17 protein-coding genes are annotated in these 22,250 nt (G+C 74.4%); 10 read left to right on the top strand and 7 right to left on the bottom strand.

Features of this window, described 5'->3' with window-relative positions:
- Nucleotides 1–87: 87 nt before the first annotated feature.
- Nucleotides 88–813, bottom strand: coding sequence for a 3-oxoacyl-ACP reductase FabG (gene fabG, locus GYH36_RS01865; protein WP_024840071.1), 726 nt, complete (start codon nucleotides 811–813; stop codon nucleotides 88–90).
- 210 nt (nucleotides 814–1,023) lie between these two features.
- Here fabG and GYH36_RS01870 point away from each other — a divergent pair, with 210 nt between their 5' ends.
- The 3 genes from GYH36_RS01870 to GYH36_RS01880 are packed head-to-tail and all read left to right on the top strand — an operon-like array spanning nucleotide 1,024 to nucleotide 2,653.
- Nucleotides 1,024–1,392 carry a DUF3099 domain-containing protein gene (locus tag GYH36_RS01870; protein WP_115942694.1) on the top strand — a complete coding sequence of 123 codons (369 nt, stop codon included), beginning with the start codon at nucleotides 1,024–1,026 and terminating at the stop codon, nucleotides 1,390–1,392.
- The gene (locus GYH36_RS01875; RefSeq protein WP_034603903.1) at nucleotides 1,389–1,637 is read left to right on the top strand and encodes a hypothetical protein; all 249 of its coding nucleotides are present in this window, start codon (nucleotides 1,389–1,391) and stop codon (nucleotides 1,635–1,637) included. The genes GYH36_RS01870 and GYH36_RS01875 overlap by 4 nt, the downstream gene beginning before the upstream one ends.
- Nucleotides 1,634–2,653, top strand: a complete 1,020-nt coding sequence (locus GYH36_RS01880) for an SURF1 family cytochrome oxidase biogenesis protein (RefSeq protein ID WP_081772259.1) — start codon at nucleotides 1,634–1,636, stop codon at nucleotides 2,651–2,653. The genes GYH36_RS01875 and GYH36_RS01880 overlap by 4 nt, the downstream gene beginning before the upstream one ends.
- A gap of 15 nt (nucleotides 2,654–2,668) precedes the next feature.
- On the opposite strand, the gene GYH36_RS01885 is transcribed toward GYH36_RS01880, so the two are convergent.
- Nucleotides 2,669–4,267 carry an ABC-F family ATP-binding cassette domain-containing protein gene (locus GYH36_RS01885; RefSeq protein WP_162288941.1) on the bottom strand — a complete coding sequence of 533 codons (1,599 nt, stop codon included), beginning with the start codon at nucleotides 4,265–4,267 and terminating at the stop codon, nucleotides 2,669–2,671.
- A gap of 217 nt (nucleotides 4,268–4,484) precedes the next feature.
- Between GYH36_RS01885 and ypfJ the strand changes: the two genes are divergently transcribed.
- Nucleotides 4,485–5,387 carry a KPN_02809 family neutral zinc metallopeptidase gene (ypfJ, locus tag GYH36_RS01890; RefSeq protein WP_162288942.1) on the top strand — a complete coding sequence of 301 codons (903 nt, stop codon included), beginning with the start codon at nucleotides 4,485–4,487 and terminating at the stop codon, nucleotides 5,385–5,387.
- An 18-nt stretch (nucleotides 5,388–5,405) separates the two neighbouring features.
- Here ypfJ and GYH36_RS01895 read toward each other — a convergent pair whose 3' ends face one another.
- Complete coding sequence (locus tag GYH36_RS01895) at nucleotides 5,406–6,848, bottom strand: sulfatase family protein (RefSeq protein ID WP_034603938.1); 1,443 nt, start codon at nucleotides 6,846–6,848, stop codon at nucleotides 5,406–5,408.
- Nucleotides 6,845–8,128, bottom strand: coding sequence for an ROK family transcriptional regulator (locus tag GYH36_RS01900; protein WP_162288943.1), 1,284 nt, complete (start codon nucleotides 8,126–8,128; stop codon nucleotides 6,845–6,847). The genes GYH36_RS01895 and GYH36_RS01900 overlap by 4 nt, the downstream gene beginning before the upstream one ends.
- Nucleotides 8,129–8,264: 136 nt before the next feature.
- Here GYH36_RS01900 and GYH36_RS01905 point away from each other — a divergent pair, with 136 nt between their 5' ends.
- From GYH36_RS01905 to GYH36_RS01925, 5 genes are all read left to right on the top strand, one after another.
- Entirely contained in the window at nucleotides 8,265–9,494 is a 1,230-nt protein-coding gene (locus GYH36_RS01905) for an ROK family transcriptional regulator (protein ID WP_024840065.1), read from the top strand.
- A 38-nt stretch (nucleotides 9,495–9,532) separates the two neighbouring features.
- The gene (locus GYH36_RS01910; RefSeq protein WP_162288944.1) at nucleotides 9,533–10,405 is read left to right on the top strand and encodes an ABC transporter permease; all 873 of its coding nucleotides are present in this window, start codon (nucleotides 9,533–9,535) and stop codon (nucleotides 10,403–10,405) included.
- Complete coding sequence (locus GYH36_RS01915) at nucleotides 10,402–11,232, top strand: ABC transporter ATP-binding protein (RefSeq protein ID WP_162288945.1); 831 nt, start codon at nucleotides 10,402–10,404, stop codon at nucleotides 11,230–11,232. The genes GYH36_RS01910 and GYH36_RS01915 overlap by 4 nt, the downstream gene beginning before the upstream one ends.
- Before the next feature lie 116 nt (nucleotides 11,233–11,348).
- Complete coding sequence (locus GYH36_RS01920; protein ID WP_034603901.1) at nucleotides 11,349–12,371, top strand: aliphatic sulfonate ABC transporter substrate-binding protein; 1,023 nt, start codon at nucleotides 11,349–11,351, stop codon at nucleotides 12,369–12,371.
- An 83-nt stretch (nucleotides 12,372–12,454) separates the two neighbouring features.
- Complete coding sequence (locus tag GYH36_RS01925; RefSeq protein ID WP_162288946.1) at nucleotides 12,455–13,390, top strand: ROK family protein; 936 nt, start codon at nucleotides 12,455–12,457, stop codon at nucleotides 13,388–13,390.
- Between the two features lie 104 nt (nucleotides 13,391–13,494).
- Here GYH36_RS01925 and GYH36_RS01930 read toward each other — a convergent pair whose 3' ends face one another.
- Nucleotides 13,495–16,194 (bottom strand): family 20 glycosylhydrolase, encoded by a 2,700-nt coding sequence (locus GYH36_RS01930; protein ID WP_162288947.1) that lies wholly within the window; start codon nucleotides 16,192–16,194, stop codon nucleotides 13,495–13,497.
- Between the two features lie 181 nt (nucleotides 16,195–16,375).
- Nucleotides 16,376–17,524, bottom strand: a complete 1,149-nt coding sequence (locus tag GYH36_RS01935; protein ID WP_162288948.1) for a GNAT family N-acetyltransferase — start codon at nucleotides 17,522–17,524, stop codon at nucleotides 16,376–16,378.
- Nucleotides 17,525–17,673: 149 nt separating this feature from the next.
- On the opposite strand from GYH36_RS01935, the gene metH reads away from it, so the two are divergent.
- Nucleotides 17,674–21,267, top strand: a complete 3,594-nt coding sequence (metH, locus tag GYH36_RS01940) for a methionine synthase (RefSeq protein ID WP_162288949.1) — start codon at nucleotides 17,674–17,676, stop codon at nucleotides 21,265–21,267.
- A 46-nt stretch (nucleotides 21,268–21,313) separates the two neighbouring features.
- On the opposite strand, the gene GYH36_RS01945 is transcribed toward metH, so the two are convergent.
- Nucleotides 21,314–21,838 carry a hypothetical protein gene (locus GYH36_RS01945; RefSeq protein ID WP_024840057.1) on the bottom strand — a complete coding sequence of 175 codons (525 nt, stop codon included), beginning with the start codon at nucleotides 21,836–21,838 and terminating at the stop codon, nucleotides 21,314–21,316.
- Nucleotides 21,839–22,250 lie beyond the last annotated feature (412 nt).

Here is a 22,250-nt window from a genome sequence, read left to right on the forward strand (position 1 = left end):
GGCGCGCTGAGGCGAGCGTACTGAAGTAGAGGGGCCGCGGGCGCTCGGGTGACCGGCGACCGCGACCGGGTCGGGGACGACCGGGGGTCAGTGCCCCATGCCGAGCCCGCCGTCCACGGGGATCACGGCCCCGGAGACGTACGCGGCGTCGTCGGACGCGAGGAACTGCACGACGCCCGCGACCTCGTCCGCGTGCGCGAACCGTCCGGCGGGGATCGCGGCCTTGTACGTCTTCTGCCGCTCCTCGGGCAGCTCGGCCGTCATCGCGGTGTCGATGAACCCCGGGGCGACGACGTTCGCCGTGATGTTGCGCGACCCGAGCTCGCGCGTGATCGAGCGCGCCATGCCGACGAGAGCCGCCTTGGAGGACGCGTAGTTGACCTGGCCCGCGCCGCCGTAGAGACCGATGACGGACGACACGAGCACGATGCGTCCGCGGCGCAGGCGGATCATGCCCTTGCTCACGCGGCGCACGCAGCGGAACGTGCCGGTGAGGTTGACGTCGATCACGGACTCGAAGTCCTCGTCGGTCATGCGCAGCAGGAGCTGGTCGTGCGTCACGCCCGCGTTCGCGACGAGCACCTCGACCGGGCCGAGCTCGTTCTCGATCTCGGTGAACGCGGCGTCGACGGCGGCGGTGTCGGTGATGTCCGCCACGGCACCGAAGACGCCCTCGGGCAGGTCGCCGCCGCGGTAGACGGTCGCGACGCGGTCGCCGTTCGCCACGAAGCGCTCGGCGATGGCGCGGCCGATCCCGCGGTTCGCGCCGGTGACGACGACGGTGCGCGGGGCGGGTGCGGTGGCTTCGGACACGGTGCGGCTCCTCGGGACGGTCGGGTCGGGTCGGCGGCCGGGGACTGGTCCCGCACGGCTGTGCCGGGTGGGCCTGAGGCGGGCTCGTGACCGGTCCGCGCACACGCGCCGCACCGACCGTACCGTGCGCGGCGCCCGCCGTGCGCGGTGCGCGCAAGTCACACCGCTCCCCCTCGCTTTGTGGGGTCCCGACAAACGTAGACTGGCCGGGTGAGCACACGACGCGCGGCCCGACGCTCGGCCGAGGCGGTCCCGAGCATCACGTCGGCCCCGGAGCCTCTCGCCGCGGACCAGTCGCGCCGGGAGCGCAAGTACCTCATCCAGATGGGCATCCGCATCGTGTGCATCTTCGGCGCGATCCTGGCCCAGGGCAGCTGGCTGACCTGGGTGCTGGCCGTCGGGGCGATCGTCCTGCCGTACAGCGCGGTGCTCATCGCCAACGCGGGCCGCGACCAGGCCACTTACGACACGTCGCCGATGGAGCACCGCGCGCTGCCGTCGGCGGGCGTGCCCGGGTCGCACGGGATCGCGGGCGGCCGACCGGACGCCCCGCACGACCACGAGGAGGACCACCGGTGACCGACGTCCTGGGCGTCGCCGACCCCGTCGGCGAGGAGGAGCTCGTGTGCAGCGCCAAGGGCTGCCGCGAGCCGGCCGTGTGGGGCCTGCTGTGGAACAACCCCAGGATCCACACGCCGGAGCGCCGCAAGGTGTGGCTCGCGTGCGACGCGCACCGCGAGCACCTCGAGACGTTCCTGGGCGCCCGCTCGTTCTGGCGCTCGACCGTGCCCGTCGACGAGCTCGAGCGCCGGGCGGCCCCGTGACGCAGCGGTCCCCGCACCCGGACGCGCCGTCGGCCGGGCCGGTCCCCGCGCGCCCGGAGCCGACGCCGGAGCGCGCCACCGCGGACGCCCACCAGCCCCGCACCCCCCGGCAGTGGGCGACGCTCGCCGTCGGGGTCGTCGTGCTCGTGGCCCTGTGCCTGCTCGCGGGGTGGTGGCAGTGGAACCGGTACGTCGCGCGCGAGGCGCAGATCGACCGGATCGAGGCCAACTACACGACCGAGCCGGTCCCGGTCGGCGACGTGCTCGCCGCCCCCGGCGCCGTGCTCGACGAGGACGACGTGTGGCGCCCCGTGACCCTGGAGGGCCGTTACGCACCCGAGGCGACCGTCCTCCTGCGCAACCGGCCCGTGGGCGGGAGCCCCGGCTTCCACGTCCTCGTGCCGTTCGTGACCGACCCGACGCCCGGCGCGCCCGACGGCCTCGTCGTCGTGGTCGACCGCGGCTTCGTGCCGCTCGGCACGGACGCCGTCACGCCCGGCGACGTGCCCGCCCCGCCCGACGGTGACGTCGAGGCGACCGTCACGCTCCGGGCCGACGAGCCGGCGTCGGGCAGGGACGCGCCCGCCGGCCAGGTGCAGGCGATCTCGACCGAGCAGGTGCTCGCCGCCGGTCCCGACGGCGCCGCGTGGGCCGACGGCCGGACGGTGGGGGCCTACGGGCAGCTCCGCAGCGAGGAGCCCGCGGCCGCGGAGCGCCTCGAGGCGCTGCCGAAGCCCGACACCGACCCCGGGTCGCACCTGTCCTACGCGCTGCAGTGGTGCGTGTTCGCGATCGGCGCGGTCGCGGGGTTCTGGGTCCTCGTCCGCCGCGAGCGCCGCGACGCGCGCGGCGAGGGGGCCGTGCTCACCGCGGGCGACCTGCTCGCGGCGCAGGACCCGGGCGCGGTGCGCGCCCGCCGCGAGCCGCGCGCGCGGCGCCCGAGCGCCGAGGACGAGGAGGACGCCCTCATCGACGCCCAGCTCGAGGAGAGGCGCGGGCGCCCGACGCCGCGGTAGAGGCGCCCTCGCCGGTCAGGCGAGCGACACGAGCTCCGCGTAGTCGTCGCTCCAGAGGTCCTCGTCGCCGTCGGGCAGGAGCAGGACGCGCTCCGGCTCGAGCGCCTCGACCGCGCCGTCGTCGTGCGTGACCATGACGACCGCGCCCTCGTACGTCTTGAGCGCCCCGAGGATCTCGGCGCGCGACGCGGGGTCGAGGTTGTTCGTCGGCTCGTCGAGCAGCAGCACGTTCGCGGACGACACGACGAGCGTCGCGAGCGCGAGGCGCGTCTTCTCCCCGCCGGACAGCACGTGCGTCGGCTTGTCCGCGTCGTCGCCGGAGAACAGGAACGACCCGAGCACGGAGCGCACCTGGGTGTCCGTGAGGTCGGGCGCGGCGTGGCGCAGGTTCTCGACGACCGTCGCGTCCATGTCGAGCGTGTCGTGCTCCTGGGCGTAGTAGCCGATCTTCAGGCCGTGCCCCGCGTGGACCTCCCCCGTGTCCGGCTTCTCGACGCCGCCGAGGATCCGCAGGAGCGTCGTCTTGCCGGCGCCGTTGAGGCCGAGCACGACGACGCGGCTGCCGCGGTCGATCGCGAGGTCGACGCCCGCGAACACCTCCTGCGACCCGTACGCCTTGGACAGCCCGCTCGCCGTGAGCGGCGTGCGCCCGCACGGCGCGGGCTTGGGGAACCGGAGCCTGGCGACCTTGTCGGTCTGCCGCTCGCCCTCGATCCCGGCGAGCATCTTCTCGGCGCGGCGCATCATGTTCTGCGCGGCGACGGCCTTGGTCGCCTTGGCGCGCATCTTCTCGCCCTGGGCGAGCAGCGCGCTCGCCTTCTTCTCCGCGTTCTGCCGCTCGCGGCGACGGCGGCGCTCGTCCGACTCGCGCTGCGCCAGGTACGCGTCCCAGCCGAGGTTGTACTGGTCGAGCTCGCCGCGGTTCGCGTCGAGGTGGAACACCTTGTTCACGGTCGCGCGCAGCAGCTCGACGTCGTGCGAGATCACGACGAACCCGCCGCTGTAGGACTTGAGGTAGTCGCGCAGCCAGATGATCGAGTCGGCGTCGAGGTGGTTCGTCGGCTCGTCAAGGAGGAGCGTCTCCACGCCGGAGAAGAGGATGCGCGCGAGCTCGATGCGGCGGCGCTGCCCGCCGGACAGCGTGCTGAGGGGCTGGCCGAGCACGCGGTCGTCGAGGCCGAGGTTGCTCGTGATGCGGTGGGCCTCGCTCTCGGCCGCGTACCCGCCCGCGGCGAGGAACCGCGCCTCGAGCCTGGGGTAACGCTCCATCGCGGCCTCGTGCGTCTCCGGGTCGGCGCTCGCCATGGCGCCCTCGGTCTCGCGCATCTGCCGCACGATCTTGTCGAGGCTGCGGGCGGACAGCACGCGGTCCATCGCGATGACGTCGAGGTCGCCCGTGCGCGGGTCCTGCGGCAGGTAGCCGATCTCGTTGCCACGCGTGATCCTCCCCGCCGTGGGCTGGGTCTCCCCCGCGAGCGTCTTGGTCAGGGTCGTCTTGCCGGCGCCGTTGCGCCCGACGAGACCGATCCGGTCGCCCGAGGCGATCTGGAAGGTCGCCTCGTGCAGCAGGACGCGGGCGCCGACGCGCAGCTCGACGCCGTGAGCGGTGATCACGGGAGGGTCCTCTCGGGTGGTGCGGGTGCCCGACGACGTCGCTCGCCCGGCCGGTCGGCCGGCGCTCGTCGTGGGGCCGGGGTCGTACGCCCCGGCGTCCGGGCCTCGTCGATTCTACGGGCGCGGCGGCGCGCGCCCCACCCCATTGCGCGGGCGACGCGCGCGTGACGAGCCGCCCAGGACGCCCGGGGGTCGACCCGGCGGTAGCGTTTGACCTGTGACGTTCCAGGAAGGTGGCTCGTTCGAGGGCGGACGGGTCCGTAAGGGTGGAGGCCGCGGTCGCGGCACGATGATCGCGGGCGGCGGGATCGGCGCCGTGCTCGTCGCGCTGCTCATCGCGTTCGTCGGCAACCAGACGGGGGTCGACCTCAGCGCGCTCACCGGCGGCGGCAGCGCGTCGGACGCGCTCGGCGAGGGCCAGGCGCAGTTCGTCGAGGACTGCACCGCGGAGCAGGCCAACACCGACCTCGAGTGCGAGCTGAGCGCGACCGCCCAGGCGCTCGACGCCTACTGGTCCGAGGCGCTCCCCGAGCAGGCGGGCGTGGAGTACGTCGTGCCGCCCGTGTCGAGCTTCGAGCAGCAGGTCTCCACCGGCTGCGGAGCCGCGACGAGCGCCGTCGGGCCGTTCTACTGCCCGCCGGACCAGACCGTGTACATCGACGTCAGCTTCTACGACGACCTCACGAGCCGGTTCGGCGCGAACGACGGCGGCCTCGCGCGCATGTACGTCGTCGCGCACGAGTTCGGCCACCACATCGAGCAGCTCGTCGGCGCGATGGACGCGGCGAACCGGCAGGGCACCGGCCCCGAGTCCGACTCCGTGCGGATCGAGCTCATGGCCGACTGCCTCGCGGGCATGTGGGCCGGCCACGCCGCGAGCACCGTCGACCCGGACACGGGCGTGACGTTCCTCGACCCGATCACGGAGCAGCAGCTCGCCGACGCCCTCTCCGCCGCGTCCGCCGTCGGCGACGACCGCATCCAGGAGGCCGCGACCGGCCAGGTCAACCCCGAGGGCTGGACGCACGGGTCGAGCGAGCAGCGCCAGCGCTGGTTCACGATCGGCTACAACGGGGGCACGATCCAGGACTGCGACGCGCTGTCCGCGTCGAGCCTCTGACCGCGCCCCCGTCGCGGCTCACACCGTCGCCGCCACCGCCCGTGCCGCGACGTCGCTCGGGTGCGGCGCGTCGCCGAGCTCGGCCTGGAGCGCGTGCAGCCGCTGCGTGAGCTCCGCGCGCACCTGCGCGTACGCGGGGTCCAGGTAGACGTTGCGGAGCTCCTGCGGGTCCTCCTGCAGGTCGTAGAGCTCCCACTCGGGCGGGTACGTGACGCCCGACGTCCCGGGCAGGCCCATGCCGTCGTTGTAGAAGTAGATGAGCTTGTACCGCTCCGTGCGGATGCCGTAGTGCGCGAGCGTGTGGTGCCAGTAGTCGTCGTTCTCGTAGTAGCGGTAGTACACGGCGTCCTGCGTGGGCGCGTCCGGGTCGGTGGTGAGCTGGGGCCAGAAGCTCACGCCCTGCATCCCCTCGACGGGCGGGACCCCGGCCGCGTCGAGGATCGTGCGCGCGAAGTCGACGTTCGTCACGAGCTGCGGCACGACCCGGCCCGCCGGGATCGCGCGCGGGTAGGAGACGAGCAGGGGCATGCGGATCGACTCGTCGTACATGAACCGCTTGTCGAACCAGCCGTGCTCGCCGAGGAAGAAGCCCTGGTCCGACGTGTAGAGCAGGACCGTGTCGTCGAGCTCGCCGCGCTCGGCCAGCCAGTCGCGCAGGCGGCCCACGTTGTCGTCGACGGACGCGACGCACCGCAGGTAGTCCTCCATGTAGCGCTGGTACTTCCACAGCGCCGTCTCCTCGTACGTCAGCCCGGGGGGCGGGTCCTGCTTGAGGTCGGTCTGCGTGAGGTAGTCCGCGATCCGCATCGTCGCGTGCCGCGCCGCCATGGACCGGGTCGCGTAGTCGTCGTCGAACGTGCTCGGGACGGGGATCGGGTCGGTGTACAGGTCCTGGTGCGCGGCGTCGGGCTCCCACGAGCGGTGCGGCGCCTTGTGGTGCACGAGCAGGCACCAGGGCTCGTCGCCGTCGAGCCCCTCGACCCACTCCGTCGCCAGGTCGGTGATGAGGTTCGTGACGTAGCCCTCGCGCACGTGCACGCCGTCGGCCGTGCGGAAGCGCGGGTCGTGGTACTCGCCCTGGTCCACGAGCACCTCCCAGTGGTCGAACCCGGCGGGGGCGTGCGCGTCGTCGTCGCCGAGGTGCCACTTGCCGATGATCGCCGTGCGGTACCCGTGCTCGCGCAGGCGGCTCACGAACGTGGGCAGGGACGGGTCCATGGGCGTCTCGAGGGTCGTGACGCCGTTGACGTGGCTGTGCGTGCCGGTGAGGATCGCCGCGCGGCTGGGCGTGCACAGCGAGTTGGTGCAGTAGCACGCGTCCAGGCGCGCGCCCGTCTCGGCGATCTCGTCGATGCGGGGCGTCGTGTTGACGACCGACCCGTACGCGCCGACGGCGTGCGCGGCGTGGTCGTCCGTGACGACGAGCAGGATGTTGGGGCGACGGGCTGGTGCGACGGTCATGACGTCCTTCGGGGTCGGGAGGTGCGGGTCGGGTCGGTGGCGGCGCCGGGCCGCGGCGAGGTCTCTGCGGCGGGCCACGAGCGGGGCGGCGGCCCGTAGAGCGACGCGTCGAGCGCGGTCCACGCCGCGCCGAGCACGCCCGCGAGGTCGCCCGCGGCCGCGTGCGCGACCGTCGGGGGCGCGGCGGCGTGCCGCGCGAGGGCCGCGGCGAGCGGCTCCCCGAGCACGTCGTGGAGCGTCGCGAGCGCGCCGCCGAGGACGACGACGTCGGGCGCGAGGAGCGCGACCACGGGGTCGAACCCCGCGGCGAGGTGGCCCAGGAGGTCGTCGCGCGCCGCGCGGGCGCGCGCGTCGCCCGCGCGCACCGCGTCGCGCAGCGCCGCGACCGGGTCCCCCTCGACCGCGCCGAGCGCGGCGGTCGCGAGCCGTTCGACCGCGGGGCGGCTCGCGAACGTCTCGAGGCACCCGCGGCGGCCGCACCGGCACGCGGGGCCCGCCGGGTCGACGACGACGTGCCCCAGCTCGGACGCGCCGTGGGCCCCGCCCCGGTAGGCGACGCCGTCGACGACGAGCCCGCCGCCGAGGCCGCCCGAGGAGTGCGCGTACGCGACCGTGCTCGCCCCGACGCCGACCCCGCGGCGCGCCTCGGCGAGCGCCATCGCGGACACGTTGTGGGCGACGGTGCACGGCAGGCCCAGCGCGCGCTCCACGTGGTCGGCGACCGGCACGCGCGACCACCCGAGGTTCGGCGCCTCGAGCACCGTGCGGCCCGAGGCGTCGAGCACGCCCGCGACGGCGACCCCCGCCGCGACGACGCGTCCGCGCCCTGCGGTCGCGAGGAGCCGGCCGAGCGCGTCGAGCGCCACGTCGAGCGTGCGCTCGGGCACGCTCGCGGGCCGGTGCCCGAGCGTCTCACGGCCGACCACTCCCCCGGCGACGTCGCACAGCGCGACCTCGACCGTGCCCGCGGCGAGGTGCAGCGCCGCGACGAGCGGCGCGTCCGGCACGCGGTCGGGGGTCGCGAGCGCGAGCCACGTCGGCGGGCGCCCCGCGCCGCGACCGGTCGTCGCGTCGTGGCCGAGCTCGACGACGAGGCCGTCGCGGACGAGACCCGCGACGGCGCGCGTCACCGCCGGCGCGCTGAGCGAGGTCGCGGCGGCGAGGTCCGCGCGCGTGGCGCGGCCGGCGTCGCGCACGACCTGCAGGAGCAGGCGCGCGCTCGAGCCGCGGGACCCGCCGGGCTCGCCGGGCGCCGCCGAACCCGCTAATTCTTTGCGCACCGCATCAAACTAGGTACGGGGCCCGCGCGCCGTCAAGGAGCGCTCAAATACGCCGTGAAACGTTCCTCCGAACTCCTGACAGAATTGATATACGTCAGGTGATGACGAAAGAATTCCGGGCCCCTACGGTGTCCGCATGAGCCAGCCCGTCGCCGTGCAGACGCTCGTGCGCCGCACGCACGAGGACCGCGTCCTCGCCGCGCTCCGCGCGCACGGCCCGCTCAGCCGGAGCGAGCTGAGCGAGGCCGTCTCCCTGTCGCGCGCGACGCTCCACGACATCGTGGGGGACCTCCTGCGGCGGGGCGCCCTGACCACCGTCGCCCCCGCGGGTGCCGGCCCGCGGGGGCGCGGCCGCCCGGCGACGCGGCTCGCGCTCGACCCGTCCGCGGGCCAGGCCCTCGGCGTGGACTTCGGGCACTCCCGCGTGTGCGTGGCCGCGGCGAACGCCGCGCACGAGATCGTCTTCTCGCGCGAGGTCGCCTACGCGCCCTCCACGCCGTGGGCCCGGCGCGTCGAGATCGCGCTCGACCTCGTCGACCGCACGACCGCGGAGACCGGGACGACGTTCGGCGCGCTCCAGGGCGTCGGCGTCGGGCTCCCGGGACCCGTCTCGAGCGGGGTGCCCGACGTGGGGTGGCAGGTGCGCGAGGGCCTGACCCTCACGGCCGGCGGGGGCGCCCGCACGACCCTCGTCGAGCGCACGCTCGCCGACCGGTTCGGCACGCCCGTGCACGTCGACAACAACACGCGCATGGCCGCGCTCGCGGAGGCGATCTGGGGCGCGGGGGCGGACCACGACGGCCTGCTCTACGCGCGCGTGTCCGAGGGCATCGGCGGCGGGCTCGTGCTCCAGGGCCGCCTCCTCACCGGGTCCTCCGGGCTCGCGGGCGAGGTCGGGCACGTGACCGTGGCGCGCGAGGGCCTGGAGTGCCGGTGCGGCAAGCGGGGGTGCCTCGAGACGCTCGCGTCCGTCCCCGCGGTCGTGCGCGCCGTCGCGGGGCTGCGGCCGCAGGTGCGCTCGTTCGACGACGTCGTGGCGCTCCTCGACGCGGGCGACGCCGAGACGCTCGAGGTCGTGTCCCGCGCGGGTACGTACGTCGGGCGCGTCCTCGCCGCGGCCTGCACGACCGCCGACCCGGCGGTCGTCGTCGTCGCGGGCGAGATCACGCGCGCGGGTGACCACGTGCTCCGACCGCTCGCGCGCGCGTTCCGCGACGAGGTGCTCGAGCGCCACGAACGACGGCCCGACCCGCGACCGACCGCGCTGGGGTCCGACGCCGGCGCGCTCGGCGCGATCGCCGCCGTCTTCAACCGTTCTCCCCTCCTCACGGGCTACCCCCTCCTCGCCGGCGGGACGACCTCGTGACCGACCGCCCGACCTCACGCGAGAGCACCGGTGATGCCATGACGACCCCCGCGACCACCCGCACGACGCCCCCGCCCGACGCGCCCGCCCCGGGCGCCACGGGGGGCGTGACGGACGCACCGGCCCCGTCCCGGGCCGCCTCCCCCGCCACCCGGCGGGCCCGGCGCGACGGGCGCGCGCGGCTCCTCGTGAGCCTCGCCTCCCTCGTCGGGGGCATCGGGGTGTGGTGGGTCCTGTGCCTGCTCGGCTTCCAGCTGCCGACGCCCGCGGCGGTGCTGTCGCGCGGCGTCGAGCTCGCGCTGAGCGGCGCGCTGTGGACCGACACCTGGGCCAGCCTGCGCCGCGTGCTCGCCGGGTTCCTCCTCGGCGTCGTCGCCGCGGTGCCCGTCGGCTTCCTCATGGGCTGGTACGCGCCCGTGCGCGCCGTCCTCGACCCGTGGATCCAGTTCTTCCGCATGATCCCGCCGCTCGCGATCATCCCGCTCGCGATCGTCCTGCTCGGGATCGACGAGGGGCCGCGCATCTTCGTCATCTTCCTCGCGTCGTTCCTCGCGAACGTCGTCTCGACGTACCAGGGCGTCGTGAGCGTCGACCGCACGCTCATCAACGCGGCCCGCGTGCTCGGCGCGAAGGACGGCACGATCTTCCTGCGGGTCGTCGTGCCGGCCTCGACGCCGTTCATCCTCGTCGGGATGCGCATCGGCCTCGGCGCCGCGTGGGCCACCGTCGTCGCGGCCGAGCTCATCGCGGCCCAGGACGGCCTCGGGCGCAGCATGCAGAAGCCCCAGCTCTACTACCAGATCGACACGATCTTCGTCGGCCTCGTCATGATCGGCCTCCTGGGCCTCGCCATGGACCGGCTGCTGCTGCTGGCGGAGAAGAAGCTCACCGGATGGCAGGAGCGCCGATGACCACGCACACCCCGCACGACGGCACCGGCGCCCCCTGGGGAGCGCCCGACGCCGAACCCAAGATCCGGTTCCGCGGCGTGACGCGCACGTTCGACCTCGGCCGCGAGGAGTTCGTCGCGCTCGGCGGCGTCGACCTCGACGTGGCCGACCAGGAGTTCGTGACGATCGTCGGGCCGTCCGGGTGCGGCAAGTCGACGATGCTCAACATCCTCGCGGGCCTCGACGCGCCCACGACGGGCGAGGTGACGGTCGACGGCGTCCCGGTCGACGGCCCGAGCCCGGACCGCGGCGTGATCTTCCAGCAGTACGCGCTCTTCCCGTGGCTCACGGTGCGCAAGAACGTCGAGTTCGGCCTCAAGGTCGCGGGCGTCGGCGCGGCCGAGCGCCGCGCGCGCGCCGAGCACTTCATCGACCTCGTGGGGCTCACGGCGTTCGCCGACGCCTACCCGAAGACCCTCTCGGGCGGCATGAAGCAGCGGTGCGCGATCGCGCGCGCCTATGCCGTCGACCCGCAGGTGCTGCTCATGGACGAGCCCTTCGGCGCGCTCGACGCGCTCACGCGCGTCACGCTCCAGGAGCAGCTCCTGCAGACCTGGAGCCAGGAGCGGCGCACCGTCGCGTTCATCACGCACGACGTCGACGAGGCCGTCTTCCTCGCGAACCGCGTGATCGTCATGGCGGCGCGCCCGGGACGCATCCACGAGATCGTGCCGGTCGACCTGCCGTACCCGCGCACCGAGGACGTGCGCCTCTCCCCCGAGTTCGCCGAGATCCGCAACCGCGTCCGGCACGCCGTCTACCACCAGCAGGCAGCACCCGCGGCCTGACGCGCTCCGACCCGCCGGGACGCCGTCGTCCCGTGCCCGACCTCCTCCTCAGCCCGACCCTCCCTCCCTTCCTCAGCACCCCGGTCCGCAGCACCGCCCACCTCAGGAGTCTCCCCATGTCCCGTGCCACCCGGACGACCGCGCTCGCGGGCGTCGCCGTCCTCGCCCTGTCCCTCGCCGCGTGCTCGTCCGACTCCGGGAGCGGGGGCGACGCTCCGGCGCCCGACGAGCTCACCCCGGTCTCGGTCGGCTACATCGCCGACTTCAACGGCGCGAGCCTCGTCGCGATCGCCGACGAGCAGGGCCTGTTCGCCGAGCACGGCCTCGACGTCGAGCTCGCCGAGTTCACCAACGGCCCGCTCCAGGTCCAGGCGCTCGGCACCGCGGACCTCGACTTCGGCTACCTCGGCCCGGGCGCGCTGTGGCTGCCCGCGACCGGCCAGGCCCAGGTCGTCGCGATCAACGCGACGGGCAACGCCGACCGGGTCCTCGCCCACCCGGACAGCGGCGTCACGTCGCTCGAGGACCTCGCCGGGAAGAAGATCGCGATCGCCGAGGGGACGTCGGGCGACATGATCGTCTCGATGGCCCTCAAGTCCGTCGGGCTCACGACCGACGACGTCGAGCTCGTGCCGATGGACCCGTCCACGATCGTGTCCGCGTTCGCGAGCGGCCAGGTCGACGCCGCGGGCCTGTGGTACCCGCTCGTCGACACCGTCGTCGCGCAGGTGCCCGACACGCTCGTGCTCGCCGAGAACGCGGACTTCGTCGACGAGGTGTCGTTTCCCTCGGCCGTCGTCGCGCGCAACGAGGTCGTGGCCGAGCAGCCCGAGACGGTCGAGGCGTTCGTCGCGGCCCTGCGCGAGGCGAACGACTTCCGCCACGAGAACCTCGACGAGGCGGTGCGGATCACGGCCGACCGCCTCGGCGTCGACTCCGGCGCCGCGACGTCGGACGCGCAGAACGCCACCTACTACACGTCGGCCGAGCTCGACGCGCTCACGGAGGACGGCACCGTCGTCACCTGGCTCACGAGCCTCAACGAGTACTTCGTGGACGCGGGCAAGGCGGAGTCGACGACCGACCCGGCCGAGTACTACCAGGGCGACCTCTACGTCGCCGCCGGCAGCGGCGACTGACCGTACGCCCCACCCTCGCCCCGCGCCTCGTGCCTCGGACCCTTCACGGTCCGGGGCACGAGCCGTGCGGAGAACGGAGCAGCATGACCGCGACGACGTCCCGGCACCGGCCCGCCCGCCCGACCGTCGGGATCGACATGGGCGGGACCACGATCCGCGGCGGGCTCGTGGACCCCGACGGGACCGTCCGCCGGTTCGTGCGGCGCCCCGTCCCTCTTGACGCCGCGGGCCGCCGGGCCGCGCCCGCGGACCTCGCGCGCGAGCTCGCCGGTGCGACGGTCAGCGGTGCCGGCGCGGTCGGGCTCGCCGTCTCGGGGGTCGTCGAGGGCGGTCGCCTCGTGCGCAGCGCCAACGTCGGGATCGCGGGCGTCGACCTGCGGGCCGACCTCGTCGCGGCGACCGGCCTGCCCGTCGAGGTCGTCAACGACGCCCAGGCCGCCGCGCTCGCGGAGGTCCGGACCGGAGGCGCCGGCACGCGCGGCGTCGTGCTCGTCGTCACGGTCGGCACGGGGATCGGCGGCGCGCTCGTCGTCGACGGCGCGCTCGTGCGCGGGCGGGGGTTCGCGGGCGAGGTCGGGCACACGGTCGTGGACCGCGGCGGGCGCCCGTGCGGCTGCGGCGCCGCCGGGTGCTGGGAGGGCCTGGCGTCCGGCGAGGCCCTGCGGCGCGAGGCCGAGCGCCTCCTGCCGGGGCCGCGACGCACCGTCGACGAGCTCGTCGAGCGCGCCGGCGCGGGCGACGTCGCGGCGTTCGCGGCCGTGACCGCGTGCGCCGAGGCGTTCGCCGAGGGCCTGGACAGCCTGTGCGCGGTGCTCGCGCCCGACCGCGTGGTGCTCGGCTGCGGCGTCCTCGCGCGCGGCGGCCTCGTGGCCGACCTCTACCGCTCGACCGCGCTGCGTCGGCGCTGGGTGCGCGGTGCGCACGTGACGACCGCGACGTGGGGCGACTGCGGGGGGCTCGTCGGGGCAGGGCTGGTCGCGCACGACGCGGTGCGCGACGCCGTCCCGGCCCGCGGCTGACCGCGCCCGCCGCCCGCCGCCGCGCACGTTCCCCCGGGGCGTCGCGGGCGGGGTCACGCCCGCGGCCGCCGCCCCGGGAGGGAGCGACGGCCGCGGGTCGGGCCTCAGGAGCAGTGCGCGGCGTCGTGCGCCACGACCCGGTCGACCCCGTCGACCGTGACCGTCGCGGATCCCGCCGCGACCTCGCCCGTGCGCGTCGAGAACGACGCGTACGCGCTGCGCCCGGGGGCGACGCCGGCGAAGTCCCGGCGGCCGTGCGCCGTCGCGAGGGTCACGTCGACGGCGTCCGCGCCGCCGTTCGTGGCACGCACCGCGACGTACGCCGTCCCGGCGAGGCACCGTGCCGACGCCTCGACGGCCACCGCGTCGGCCGCCGCGACCGTCACCGTCACGGCGGCGGTGACGTCGGCACGCCCGGGCCGGGCGACCCGCAGCGTCGCGGTCCGCTCGCCCGCCGCGTCGAACGTGCGCCCGGACGCCCCGCGCAGCGGGTCGTTGATGGTCAGCGCGGCGATGTCGGTCGCGCGGGTCGAGGTCAGCGAGACGGGCTCGGTCACGCCGTCGTCCCACTCGACCGTCGCCTCGACGTCCGCCGGGCTCAGGCCGGGCGCCGTCACCGTCCAGGCGACGGTCGCCGGCTCGCCCACGACCGCGTCGGCGCCACGCCCGGCGGCCTCGACGCGCCACGGCACGTCCGCCGTCGGGAAGTGCGCGTGGTCCGCGAGCGCGAGACGGCCGCCGAACGCGCCGACCTTCTCGGTGAACGTCGCGTAGTCCGTCTTCGCGGACTGCGGCGACCACGCGACCTCGGCCGTCGCGAGCAGGCGTGGGAAGACGAGGTACTCGGCCTCGTCGACGCGCCGCACCCACTCGCTCCACAGCGGGGCCTCCACACCCGCGACGTCGGCCTCGGTCACGCCCGCGAGGAGCGTCGCCGGGTCCCAGTCGTAGAACTGCTGGAGCCCGCACGGGCCGCCGCACGCCCACGTCGCGCCGATCGGCATGCGCGAGTCCTGCTTCTGGGGCAGGTACGTCTTGTTCGCGGGCGACAGCACGACCGTCGCGTCCTTCGTCGCGACCGCGTCCGCGACCGCCCCGGCGCCGCCGTTCCAGTACTGGACCACCGAGCCCCGCGGGAGGTCGCTCGAGGCGTACTCGTTCCACCCGACGACGGTCTTGCCGAGGCCGGAGACGTAGTCGGTCGCCCAGTCCACGACGCGCAGGTAGTCGGCGTGCGACGTGCTGAACGCCTCGTCGCCGCCGACGTGCAGGTACGGGCCGGGCGTGAGCTCGGCGACCTGCGTGAGCACCGTGGCGAGGAACTCGTACGTCGCCGGGTTGTCCGCGTCGAGGGTCGACTCGCCCACCGACGTGGTCCGGTTGACCGGGGACGTCGTCTGGCCGGGCAGCGGCTTCGGTGCCGACCCGGCCGAGTTGAGCTGCGGGATCGCGTGCAGCGCGGAGTTGATGTGGCCCGGGAGGTCGATCTCGGGCACGACCGTCATGCCACGCGCCGCCGCGTGCTCGACGATCGCGGTGTAGTCGTCCTGCGTGTAGTAGCCCATGAGGCCCGGCTCCGAGCCGAGCACGGTCGTGCCGTCGTTGGAGTACACCGCGGTGGCGCCGCTCACCTCGGTGAGCAGGCCGTAGTCGATGCCGGACGGGTTCTCCTCCGGCTGCTCGATCGCGATGCGCCAGCCCTGGTCGTCCGTGAGGTGCAGGTGCAGCACGTTGAGCTTGAGCTGCGCGGCGCCGTCGATGACCTGCAGCACCTCCTCGACCTCGAGGAACGAGCGCGCCGGGTCGAGCATGATCCCGCGGTACGCGAACCGCGGGTGGTCCGTGATCTCGACGGCGGGCGCGGTCCACGCGACGTCCACGCGCTCGGGCGACTCGACCCACGACGGCAGGAGCTGGCGCAGCGTCTGCACGCCGAGCCGGGCGCCCTGCGCCGTGTCCGCGCCGATGCGGACGCCGTCGGCCGACGCGCTGAGCACGTACCCCTCGGCCGCGTGCTCGGCCGCGACGTTCCCCGGCGAGACGTCGATGACGACGTCGTTCGCGGCGTCGGCCGGCTCCCCCTCGACGACGGGCACCGCGTACCCGGTCGACGGGCGCAGCACCTCGGCGAGCTGCTCGGCGACGGGCTGCCCCGACGCCGTGTCACCCGTGACCGCGACGACGCTCGCCGCGTCGAGCGCGAACGGCTCGTCGTCCGTCGTGCTCAGCGCCGCCGGCTGCGGCACGAGGGCCGGGCCGTCGGGCTCCGCCTGCGGTGCGGCGTAGATCCCGAGCTCGTAGATCGAGTAGCCCCACTGGCTCGCGCGGTCGATCCCCTGCATGCGCACGAACCGCACCGGCTCCGTCACGCCGAGCTGCACGACGTCCGTGCGCCAGCACGTCGCGATCGTCACGCGCTCGCGGTCCGTCCACGTCGTGCCGTCGGTCGACGTCTGCACCACGTAGTCCGCGGCGCACGCGCCGGGCCACGAGATCGTCACGTGGTCCACGGGCGACGGCTCGGCGAGCTCGACCTGGACCCAGTTCGCGTCGTCGTACGACGACGACCAGCGCGTGGAGGCGTCGCCGTCGTTGACGAACCGGGGCGCGAGCCAGTCGAGGTTCTGCTCGGTGCTCGACGCGCTCGCGGTGCCCGCGAGCGCGAGGTTCTCGGGCACGGCCGTCGCGGCGCCGCTCGGCGCGGTGACGGCGAGCGAGCCCGCGAGCGCGAGCCCGGCGGCGGTGAGGACGGCCGCCCCGCGCGTCGTACGACGACGCGCGGGCGGGGGGACGTGGTCTCGCATGTCAGCTCCTTCGGGACGCGAGCGGCGCCGTCGGACACCGGCCGCTCCCGAGGAGGCCCGGCCGGGGGCGCCTGCCTCCGAGTCTCGCGAGGGCGAAATCTGTCGATGATCCAGCCGAATTCATCGTTATCGCTTCGAAATATGCCGGGGCCCGCTGACGTCTTACGCCCCGGCCCGGCCGTCAGATCTCGATCGAGTACATGCGCGAGCCGGACACCTTCTCGTAGCCGAGGCTCGCGTAGAGGCCGTGCGCGCCGGACGGGTTCTCGGTGTCCACGTCGAGCGACGCGTACTGCATCCCGTCCGCGGCGAACGCGCGCATCCCGGCCGCGAGCGCCGCGACGGCGACGCGCCGGCCGCGGTACGCGCGGCGCACCCCGAGGATGTCGGTGTACCCGAACGAGTACCCGCGCACGGGGAAGTCCTCGTCGTAGCGGCTCGCCATCTGGTAGCCGACGACGAGCGGCTCGCCCGCGCGCAGGGCGGCGGCGGTCTCCTCGTCGACGAGGTCCTCGGTCTCGGCCCCGGCGAGGAGCGCGTCGACGTCGGGCGCGTCGTCCACGACGAGGAACGACCACTGCGGCGCGTGGTGGCTGCGGCCGTGCGTCCAGGCCTCCGCGGTGCGCGGCTCGCTCCCCCAGTGGTCGCGGAACGCGTCGTTGTGCGCGAGGCGCGTCGCCTCGTCGAGCTCGGGCGACCACGGAACGAGCCGCAGCGACCCGTCGAGCGGGACCTCGGGGACGGGTGCGGCGAGGTCGCGCCGCAGGTCGGCGTAGAAGCGGCGCGGCGCGAACCCGAACCGCGCGTAGAGGCGCACCTTGGCGGGCGGGTCGCTGTCCTCGCCGTACAGCGCGAGGCGCGCGGGCAGCTCCTTGCCGCTCGCGGCGAGCACCTGGCGCGCGCGGGCCACCTGCCACGCGAGCACCTCGCGGCCGATGCCGCGCGCGCGGTGCGTCGGGTGCACCCCGCCCGCGAGGAAGACCCGCACGGTGCGCGCGTCGCCGGGGTTCGTGTCGACCATCGCGTAGGCGCGCAGCGCGCCGTCGGCGTCGGCCCCGACGAGCGTGTCGGCCGCGACGTCGCGCCACGGCGCGGTGAACAGCTCCTCGATCTCGTCGAGCGTCTCGCGGTACGGCTCCTGGTCCGCCTCGGCGATGTCGTTGCGCAGCGTGAGGAGCGCGGGCGCGTCGGCGGACGTGGCGGGGCGCCACGTGAGGTCTCCCGCGGTGACCGCCGGGAGGGTCGACGGCGCGGCGGCGCGCTCGGCGATCGGGGCGAGCGGCGGGGCGGGCGGGTGCACGACCTGGTCGGTCGTCGAGGCGGAGGACATGCGGACCACGGTAGGGCGGCCCGCGGCGTCGGGCACGCGGATTTCCCGCGCGCGGCGGGGGTGGCCCGGGCGCAGCGGGGGTCCTGGGTCGGCGCACGGCTCCTGAGACGGCGCCCCACGACCGGGTGCGCGCGATCTACGCTGCGAGCATGCCGACCGTCGTTCCCCAGGACCTCGCCGACGCCCGCTCCCGGGCCCTCGCCGACGCGCTGCGCACGCGCGTCGTCGTGGCGGACGGCGCGATGGGCACGATGATCCAGGCGCAGGACCCGACCCTGGAGGACTACCAGGGGCTCGAGGGCTGCAACGAGATCCTCAACGTGTCGCGGCCGGACGTCATCGCCGCGGTGCACGACGCGTACCTCGAGGTCGGGGTGGACGCGATCGAGACGAACACGTTCGGCGCCAACTGGTCCAACCTGTCGGACTACGGGATCGACGACCGCATCCGCGAGCTCGCCGCCGCCGGGGCGCGCATCGCGCGCGAGCGCGCCGACGCGTTCGCGACCGCGGACCACCCGCGCTGGGTGCTCGGGTCGATGGGACCGGGCACGAAGCTGCCGAGCCTCGGCCACACCACGTACGCGCACCTGCGCGACACGTTCGCCGAGCAGGCCGCGGGCCTCCTGGAGGGCGGGGCCGACGCGATCCTCGTCGAGACGAGCCAGGACCTGCTCCAGGCGAAGGCCGCGGTGAGCGGGTCGCGGAACGCGATGCGCGCCGTCGGGCGCGAGGTGCCGGTGATCGTCCAGGTGACGGTCGAGACCACGGGGACCATGCTCATGGGCTCCGAGATCGGCGCCGCGCTGACGACGCTCCAGGCGCTCGACGTCGACGCGATCGGCCTCAACTGCGCGACCGGGCCGGCGGAGATGAGCGAGCACCTGCGGCACCTCTCGCGGCACGCCGAGGTCCCGGTGACGTGCATGCCCAACGCGGGGCTGCCCGTGCTCGGCCCGGACGGCGCGACGTACCCGCTGACGCCCGACGAGCTCGCGGCCGCGCACACCCAGTTCGTCACGGAGTTCGGGCTCGGTCTCGTGGGCGGCTGCTGCGGCACGACGCCCGAGCACCTGCGGCGCGTCGTCGAGGCGGTGCGCGCGCGCCCGGTCGTCGAGCGCCGGCCGCAGCGCGAGAACGGCGTCGCGAGCCTGTACTCGCACACCGACCTGCACCAGGACGCCTCGTTCCTCGCGATCGGCGAGCGGACGAACGCGAACGGCTCCAAGGCGTTCCGCGAGGCGATGCTTGCCGAGAACTGGGACGAGTGCGTGGAGATCGCGCGCGCCCAGACGCGCGACGGCGCGCACCTGCTCGACGTGTGCGTCGACTACGTGGGGCGCGACGGCGTCGCGGACGTGAAGCAGGTCGTCTCGCGGCTCGCGAGCGCCTCCACGCTGCCGCTCGTCATCGACTCCACCGAGCCCGAGGTCATCGCAGCCGGTCTCGAGCTCGTCGGCGGGCGCGCCGTCGTGAACTCCGTGAACTTCGAGGACGGCGACGGGCCGACGTCGCGGTTCGCCCGGATCATGCCGCACGTCGTCGAGCACGGGGCGGCCGTCGTCGCGCTGACGATCGACGAGGAGGGTCAGGCGCGCACCGCGTCGGGCAAGGTGGAGATCGCCACGCGGCTCGTCGAGACGCTCACGCGCGACTGGGGCATGCGGGTCGACGACATCATCGTGGACGCGCTGACTTTCCCGATCGCCACAGGCCAGGAGGAGACGCGGCGCGACGCCATCGAGACGATCGAGGCGATCCGCGAGATCACGCGCCGCTACCCCGGCATCCACACGACGCTCGGGGTGTCGAACGTGTCGTTCGGGCTCAACCCCGCGGCGCGCACCGTCCTCAACTCGGTGTTCCTCCACGAGGCGGTGCAGGCCGGCCTGGACTCCGCGATCGTGCACGCGGCGAAGATCCTGCCGCTCGCGCAGATCCCCGCCGAGCAGCGCGAGGCCGCGCTCGACCTCGTGTGGGACCGGCGCCGGTACGACGACGCGGGGACCCTCGTGCACGACCCGCTCGCCCGGCTGCTCGAGCTCTTCGAGGGCGTGGACTCCGCGGCCCTCAAGGACCAGCGCGCGGCGGAGCTCGCCGCGCTCCCCGTGGGCGAGCGGCTCGAACGACGGATCGTCGACGGCGCGCGCAAGGGACTGGAGGACGACCTCGACACGGCGATGGCGTCCGGCCTCACGGCGCTCGACATCGTCAACGAGCACCTGCTCGAGGGCATGAAGGTCGTGGGCGACCTGTTCGGGCGCGGCGAGATGCAGCTCCCGTTCGTGCTCCAGTCCGCCGAGGTCATGAAGACCGCGGTCGCCTACCTCGAGCCGCACATGGAGAAGGTCGAGGGCGAGTCCGGGTCCAAGGGCACGATCGTCCTCGCGACCGTGCGCGGCGACGTGCACGACATCGGCAAGAACCTCGTCGACATCATCCTCACGAACAACGGCTACACGGTCGTCAACATCGGCATCAAGCAGCCGATCTCCGCGATGATCGAGGCCGCCGAGGAGCACGACGCCGACGTCATCGGCATGTCCGGGCTCCTCGTGAAGTCCACCGTGGTGATGAAGGAGAACCTCGAGGAGCTCACGTCGCGCGGGCTCGCCGGGCGCTGGCCCGTGCTGCTCGGGGGCGCGGCGCTCACGCGCACGTACGTCGAGGACGACCTCGCGGGCCAGTTCCCCGGCGTCGTCCGGTACGCGCGCGACGCGTTCGAGGGCCTGCGCCTCATGGAGCCGCTCGTGCGCGTCGCGCGCGGCGAGTCGCCCGACGCCGTCGGGCTGCCCGCGCTCAAGAAGCGCCGGCACGCGGTGGTCACCGTGACCGAGACGCCCGTCGAGGACCTGCCCGCACGGTCCGACGTCGCGACCGACAACCCCGTGCCCGCTCCCCCGTTCTGGGGCACGCGCCTCGTCAAGGGCGTCCAGCTCGCCGAGTACGCGGCGTTCCTCGACGAGCGCGCGACGTTCATGGGCCAGTGGGGCCTCAAGCCGGGCCGCGGCGACGACGGGGCGTCGTACGAGGAGCTCGTCGAGACCGAGGGCCGCCCGCGGCTCAACGCCTGGTACGAGCGCATCCGCACCGAGGGCGTCGTGGACCCGTCGGTCGTCTACGGGTACTTCCCCGTGTGGTCCGAGGGCGACGACGTCGTCGTCGCGCACCACGGCCCCGGGCTGGCCGGCATCGGCGCGCCCGACGGCGGGTCGGGCGGCAAGCCCGGAACCGAGCGGCTGCGCTTCACGTTCCCGCGTCAGCGCCGCGACCGGCACCTGTGCCTCGCCGACTTCGTCAAGCCGCGGTCCTGGGTCGAGGAGACGGGCCGGTACGACGTGCTGCCCGTCCAGCTCGTCACCATGGGCGCCTCGGTCGATGAGCACACCGCGAAGCTGTTCGCCGGGAACCACTACCGCGAGTACATGGAGCTCCACGGGCTGTCCGTGCAGCTCACCGAGGCGCTCGCCGAGATGTGGCACTCGCGCGTGCGCGCCGAGCTCGGGTTCGCCGACGAGGACCCGACCGAGGTCGAGGGCATGTTCAAGCTCGAGTACCGCGGCGCCCGGTTCTCGCTCGGCTACCCCGCCTGCCCGGACATGGAGGACCGCACCAAGGTCGTCGAGCTCCTGCGCCCCGAGCGCGTGGGCGTCGAGCTGTCCGCGGAGCTCCAGCTCCACCCGGAGCAGTCGACCGACGCGTTCGTGTTCCACCACCCCGAGGCGAAGTACTTCAGCGTCTGACGGTCGCCTCCCGGGTGACGGCGTACGGCACCCGGGTAGCAGCGCGTCAGGACCAGGTCCACGTGCGCGTGACCTGGTCGACGAGCTCGTCGCCGTTGTCGTACGGGCTGACGATCGCGATCACGAAGAACTGGACCTCATCGGTGCCCGTCGCGAACCGCTCGGGCGCGAAGGCGGTGATGAAGGCCTTCGTCCGCGTCTTCTCGGAGGTCCCGTCGACCCGGGTGATGTTCGCCGGGACACCGTCGAGGGTCGTCGCCTCGTGCAGGCTGAGGATGCTGCCGTTCTCCACGAAGTACGAGTCCGCGAGGACGTCGACCGCACCCTGGAGGTCGGTCCCGACCCCCCACGCGTCGGACGTCGAGACCCGCACCGGCTCGACCTTCACCCGGCCGTAGACCGCCCCGGCACCCGTCGGCATCACCGTCCCGTCGACGACCTCGCCCCAGAGCTCAAGGGCGCCGTGACAGCGTTCCTCCTGGTCCGGGGAGACGTTGTTCACGAACGTCGCCGGGCCCTCGTAGGACCAGCACGGCGTCCGCACCAGCTGCCCCGACACGATCGTGTGCACCGCTTCCGAGGTCGGTCCGGAGCCCGCCGACTCGCCCGCGCTTCGGGACGAGCCTGGCGCCGCAGGGGTCCTGCCGTCGTCGGTCTCGACGAGGGGCGAACACCCCGGGACGACCAGGAGGACGACGGCCACAAGCCCCGAGAGCACGCGACCGACCGCAGTCCTCCGCCGGATGACGAGGGGCACACGGGGTCGACGCCCTCTGAGAGGCGTCGCGGTCGTTCGCTCGTGCTGGTCGATCATGGTGCTCCTCCTGGCCGGCGGGTGTTCCTGCCCGGGACGCTAGACGTCACGAGGACACGCGCGCGGTTTTCCACAGGTAGGGATCCGCACGCTCTGCGGAGGACACACCGTGACCCGGGCCGGCGTGCCAGGTCCGTGCGCTTCTCAGCGCTCACCATCCGCCGCGTCC

The sequence above is a fragment of the Cellulosimicrobium composti genome (assembly GCF_010287905.1).
Lineage (GTDB): Bacteria > Actinomycetota > Actinomycetes > Actinomycetales > Cellulomonadaceae > Cellulosimicrobium > Cellulosimicrobium composti.

Excerpts from the sequence above, each read along its gene's own strand:
- GYH36_RS01920 (WP_034603901.1), top strand. The coding sequence starts at position 11,349 with ATGTCCCGTGCCACCCGGACGACCGCGCTCGCGGGCGTCGCCGTCCTC.
- GYH36_RS01905 (WP_024840065.1), top strand. The coding sequence starts at position 8,265 with ATGAGCCAGCCCGTCGCCGTGCAGACGCTCGTGCGCCGCACGCACGAG.
- GYH36_RS01910 (WP_162288944.1), top strand. The coding sequence starts at position 9,533 with ATGACGACCCCCGCGACCACCCGCACGACGCCCCCGCCCGACGCGCCC.
- metH (WP_162288949.1), top strand. The coding sequence starts at position 17,674 with ATGCCGACCGTCGTTCCCCAGGACCTCGCCGACGCCCGCTCCCGGGCC.
- GYH36_RS01915 (WP_162288945.1), top strand. The coding sequence starts at position 10,402 with ATGACCACGCACACCCCGCACGACGGCACCGGCGCCCCCTGGGGAGCG.
- GYH36_RS01925 (WP_162288946.1), top strand. The coding sequence starts at position 12,455 with ATGACCGCGACGACGTCCCGGCACCGGCCCGCCCGCCCGACCGTCGGG.
- GYH36_RS01895 (WP_034603938.1), bottom strand. The coding sequence starts at position 6,848 with ATGACCGTCGCACCAGCCCGTCGCCCCAACATCCTGCTCGTCGTCACG.
- GYH36_RS01930 (WP_162288947.1), bottom strand. The coding sequence starts at position 16,194 with ATGCGAGACCACGTCCCCCCGCCCGCGCGTCGTCGTACGACGCGCGGG.
- GYH36_RS01935 (WP_162288948.1), bottom strand. The coding sequence starts at position 17,524 with ATGTCCTCCGCCTCGACGACCGACCAGGTCGTGCACCCGCCCGCCCCG.